Consider the following 5,381-nt stretch of genomic DNA (forward strand, 5'->3'; position numbering starts at 1 on the left):
ACCAGGCTTCGTATTCTTCGGGGGACTCCACCACCACGTTGGTTTGATTGGCCCCAAAATAAGTTCCGCTGTATTGGGAGTCCCGCAGTCGGTAGCGTCCTTCGCGAATGGGGGTTAACTCGAAGTTGATGGTTTCCCCCGGTACGCTATCTTGTTTGACGCGGAAGGCGGGGATGAAGAAGCCGTGAATGACATCTTCGGAGATCAGTTTAAATTTCGCCCGTTGGTTCACCGGTAGGTGGAGTTCGGTACTGGTGACGTTGCGATCGGGATAGTGAAATTCCCAAGCCCACTGACGGGCGTACACTTGGATGGGGGTTTCTCCATCAGCGGCCACCTCAACTGCCGCCGACTCCGAGGAGCGATCGATATCCCCGAGAATTCCCATGCGATCGTAAATTTTGTAGCTGTAGAAGGCGATCCACATCACTAAAACGAAGGGAATTGCCGTCCATATCACCTCGAGTTTGATGTTGCCTTCAACGGGAGGACCATCGCCCACTTCGTACTTACCCGCTTGTTGAAAAGCGATCGAATAAGCTAGAGTCCCCGTCACCCCCAGAAAAATAAAGGTTCCCAGGGTGACGAGGAAACTGAACAGGTTATCCACCAGGATCGATTCGGCGGAGGCTTGGGGGGGCATCCAACCATAGGCCTGCTGCCCCATCCAAAGACTAATGAGGGCGGCGACGAAGGCCAGGGCAATGAGGGTGAAAATCGTGCGTCGTTCCATGGCGATTATTGTCCCAATTGGTTGATGATGGCGTTGGCATCAACTCCCGATCTCAACAGGCGATCGGCACTGATGTGAACCCCGAAATCCGCCGCCAAATGGGCACCTAGGGTTCCGTGGAGGAACATGAGGGCGAAAATCCCCAGTCCGGCGAGGATGTAACTCCACTGCACCTGTCGCGGTTTCTCTTGCCGCCAGACATAGCGCTGGAAGCCACGCCACACCGTCATCGCCACCATCAGCGCCAGTAGCGCCACGCCGCCGACACCGTGCCACAGCATGGTACTTGTCGCCCCCAATCCCCAAGGACTGGTGACCTCTGCTGGGGGGTCGGCTAGCAGGATTTCGTAGAACCCGGCGGCCACGGTGAAGAAGGTGACGATCGCCGCTGCCACCATGTTGTACCAGCCGACATCGAACAAGTTCGTCCGGGTGGCGGGAATCGCCAGAAACTTGAAGACGGGCTTTTCTAAGGGGAACAGGACTCCAACGATATCGAAGCCGATGGCGACGATAAACAATCCCAGAGTTAGGTGGACGAGGTTGGGATGAATGGGGATCGCGTAAGGAAGACCGTTGGCGCCGATTTCGGCTAAGGGCATTTGCAAGGGTCTTTGCAAGGGTATTTGCACTAGGGGGACAATTGGCATCGCCATCATAAAATGCCCTCCCGCGCCGCTTCCACCACCGGTCCGGTGTGCAAACCGTAGATCCAAACCAGCTTATCCCCCAGGTAAACTTGGAAGCACACCAGGGCGAACAGTACGACTCCCATGCCGAGAAACGGTAGGGGTAGCTTCTGCGGCGTTCGCAGGCGGATGATGTAGCGCCAACCGGTCACTGCCGCCAGCACCCCCGACAGCGACCAGCCAATCAGAGTATGCAGGTTTAAATCGGTGACGGCCTTTCCGTAGGGGCTGGCGAGTCCCGCTTCGACTTGACCGAAGATAATGGCGATGAAAACCGAAACCGTGGCAAATACCAGATTCCACCAGCTAACTTCGTACAAGCGAGAATTTCGGGTTAAATAGCCGATGAAATCGCAGATAACGGCGAATAACACCATGGCAATGACAAAATGCACCACGATCGGATGGATCGTATCGGGATAGGGCAAATTGTGGTCGTTGAGTGGAGGAAGGTATTCTAGCATCGCAATCCTCACAACGGATTTAATCTATAAGGTCTCAAGAAGGGATCGAGGTTTCGATCGCCACAACTTTTTCTAAAACGAGAAAAAAGAAGCGATATTCCATTGTGAAATCAAGACAAAGAATAGCAAGATGTTGACGCTAAAAAGCGCTAAGATAACAAAAAATTGCTGCGGTTTGATTTGAACTGAATTCATGTTTTTTTTCTGTGGTTTCGGGCAATTGCATTCTCGTCTTCAAAACATTTTCTGACATTCGGCTGGCAATTATTTCCAACCCTATTTTGCTGCCAGATCCTAGGAACAGTGGAACTTTGGCGCAAGACGACAGACGAGAATTTACTTTAGAAGGTTTAAAAACTAGGGCGTGTCATCAGTTAAATCTAGAAGCCTTTCAGAGCAAGGATTGGGTGGCGATCGGACAAAAAAAGATTTGAGCGCCAGAACTGATGCCCAGTCTGGATCGTACGGCTAACTGATGACAGACCCTAGAGCGGACAAAAATTTCTTGAGAGTTGGATGCGATCGATCGATATCGCAACAGACAGATAAACGAAGCTTGTCAACTCATCGAACGGACTAGAGTTGGGGCTAGAAGATGTGCGGTCGCGTTGGATATTATGTTCGCGATCGGTGTAGGGCTTCAACTGAATTTATGGTTTTCAGTCTGTTCTTATTTTAGGCAAAAAACCCGTATAAAGAAACCATCGATCGAGAACTTTTAGGCTTTATTTAGAATTAAAGTTCTTTGACAATTTGTCAGATTCGTTCGGGCGAAAGGAGTGGGGGAGATCGAATCGAGAGCTGCCGTTGCTAGCACAGGCAAACCGAGGAAACATTTCAAATTCCCAGGCGCGCGATTCGAGGATATGTCTTCTCCCCCGCCCCCCTATCATTTCCTCCGCCATCATCCCGATGTTATAACCAGAGAGGAGATCGCGATACCTTTTAAGTTAGGCAATAAAACTGACACGGTAACACTCGATCTTGTCATGGGGCAAACTTGCTAGAAACTACACTTGAGAAATGATAACGGGTAATTTTATCGGGGTATCCCCCGTGGTGTGGTTACCCTTACCCTGACCGTACGGGGTCGGCACAGGGGCACTACCCTAACTCATTAAAAGCAATGTGGTGGAAAACTAGCACCGTCGATGTCCCAAACGCTTAGAGACTTCGTGTAGGCTCTACTTTAGAAGATTAAAGCCTTGGTGCAATGATGACATGGGAATTGTACGGTCTTTCACGATCGGGGGATTAGCAATCTGTTGGGTACACCTGTTGGGTTTCTATTCGATCGCCTCAGGTCAAGCCTTTACCCATCTTTCGGTAGCCGACGGTCTATCCCAAAATACAGTCAAAGACATTAGCCAGAGTCGAGAAGGGTTACTCTACATTGGAACTCAAGAGGGACTCAACGTATACGATGGGTACGAATTTGAAGTTTACGAACACGACCCTCAAAATCCCTATTCCCTTGCCGATAGCGATATTTCTTCAACCTACGTAGATCGTGCCGGGACGCTATGGGTGGGCACGATTTCGGGATTGCATCGATTCGATCCAGCCTTACAACGCTTCGAGCGATTTTTACTTGATGCCGAGCGCGCCGGGGTGCCAACACTCAACCGAATTACCGATATTGTCGAAGATGAGAAAGGTCGCCTGTGGCTGTCGGTTGATGGCTATCCAGGAATGGGGATGTTCGATCCTGAAGGGAACGGTCAAATCGAGTACGTGCGCGATCGCACCGGTCCGTTCGACTTACAGGCAAAATTCTATCGCACGACGACTTCTCTAGCCAAAGACGATCGCGGTCGAATTTGGATCGGTACCGGAGAGGGTCTCGTTCTATTTACCCTCGCCGATCGAACCTTCGAGCATTTCACCTACGACGCGAAAATTCCTCCCACCGAAGTCGGAGTCAATCACATCCGCCACGAAGCTTCGGGATCGACCTGGCTGAGTACCAACTACGGTTTGTACGAGTTAGATCGCAACGGCCGAGTTCTCCAGCATTTTCGAGCGCAGAGTCTCAGCAAGGAGGATAACCTCAAAAGCGATGGTACTGTCGGTTCCCTTAGCTATAACGCCGTCACTCACACCTTGCGAGACAGTGACGGTCAATTGTGGGTTGCCACCCGCAACGGTCTCAATCAATATCTCGAAGCAAAGCAGCGCTTTGGCCGAATTTATCACAATCCGCTCATCCCTTCGAGTTTGGGTTCCAACGATGTGGTGCATTTATTTGAAGATCGCACCGGGCAACTGTGGATTGGCACCGGGCAGACCCTGGATAAATTTTCGTCCCACAGCGATTTTAAATACATCGGCAATACGGGAGATCGCCACAGTTTGTTGGGAGATGTGGTGTGGTCGATCCATCGCAGTCGCCGGCAGCCCGATGTTTTTTGGATTGCCACCAAAGCGGGTCTGTACAAATACAACATGGAAACGACAACCCAGCTCGCACACTACACCCATCGCTCCAACGATGCCACCAGCTTACCGGTCAACTGGATTATGACGATTTACGAAACCCAATCGGGGATACTTTGGTTGGGAACGCGCTTTGAAGGAGCGATTCGATTCGATCCCGCCACCGAAAAGTTCGAGCATTTTCCGTATATTGCCACCGATGAGGCGACTATCGGTAGCGAACGGGTGTACGCGATCGACCAAGATGCCGCGGGCCGGCTTTGGTTTGCAGGGTTTAACGGTCTGAGCCACTATGATGCCAAACGAAACCGCTTCGTTCGCTACGGTGCGGATCGAGGGCTGCCAGAGCTAGAGAATCTGAAGATTTCCAGCTTACTCGCCAGTGGGGATAACCTCCTGTGGATCGGCAGCATTCAAGGGCTATTTCGGCTCGATTTGAGTACCCAAAGCCTCACCAAACTCACTCACGATCCCCAAAAGCCAGAGAGTCTGAGCGGCAATGATATTCTCTCGCTCCACGAAGATTCCCAGGGTCAACTTTGGGTGGGCACTTCCACGGGACTGAACCGTTGGATGGCCGACGATCGCTTCGAGCGTATCGGTGGCGACGAGTCTTCGATTCTCGGCAAAGTTTTAAGTATTGAAACCGATAAGAGGGGAAATGTTTGGTTGGGTAAAAATAACGGCTTAGTGCGTTACGACCCTCAAGAAAAAAACGTCAAACGGTTTCATGCCGCCCAAGGAATACAGGTTTTGGAATATGCCATCGGGTCGAGTCTGTTCGATGGGGAGCAGCTCTATTTGGGCGGCGTGGGGGGACTGATTTATTTTCAGCCCGATCGCATCGATCGAAATGCCGATACAAGCGCGCGCGAGATCGAAAAGCCACGGGTGATGCTGCGAAACCTGCTGCTCGACAACCAACCCGTCCCTATTTCGCCAACACCCGAAGGGCGAGAAATCCCCACCCACATCCACCACCTCGACAAGCTGCGGCTCACCCACCGCGATCTTTTGATAACCCTCGACTTTGCGGCCGATTCCTACGCCAGCCCCCTC

4 protein-coding genes are annotated in these 5,381 nt (G+C 51.6%); 1 reads left to right on the plus strand and 3 read right to left on the minus strand.

The window, feature by feature from the left end; translation table 11 throughout:
• The 3 genes from IQ235_RS17920 to IQ235_RS17930 form a co-directional block, all read right to left on the minus strand.
• A partial coding sequence (locus IQ235_RS17920) for a cytochrome c oxidase subunit II (protein WP_264322780.1) occupies positions 1-733 on the minus strand: 733 nt, incomplete at its 3' end.
• Between the two features lie 5 nt (positions 734-738).
• On the minus strand, positions 739-1,392 hold the full coding sequence (locus IQ235_RS17925) for a DUF2231 domain-containing protein (RefSeq protein ID WP_264322781.1): 654 nt from the start codon (positions 1,390-1,392) through the stop codon (positions 739-741).
• On the minus strand, positions 1,389-1,886 hold the full coding sequence (locus tag IQ235_RS17930) for a DUF2231 domain-containing protein (RefSeq protein WP_264322782.1): 498 nt from the start codon (positions 1,884-1,886) through the stop codon (positions 1,389-1,391). Before IQ235_RS17930 ends, IQ235_RS17925 begins: the two co-directional genes overlap by 4 nt.
• A gap of 1,221 nt (positions 1,887-3,107) precedes the next feature.
• Between IQ235_RS17930 and IQ235_RS17935 the strand changes: the two genes are divergently transcribed.
• Positions 3,108-5,381: ligand-binding sensor domain-containing protein (locus IQ235_RS17935; protein ID WP_264322783.1), on the plus strand; the 2,274-nt coding region annotated here is incomplete at its 3' end.

The organism is Zarconia navalis LEGE 11467 (assembly GCF_015207075.1).
Taxonomy (GTDB): domain Bacteria; phylum Cyanobacteriota; class Cyanobacteriia; order Cyanobacteriales; family Geitlerinemataceae; genus Zarconia; species Zarconia navalis.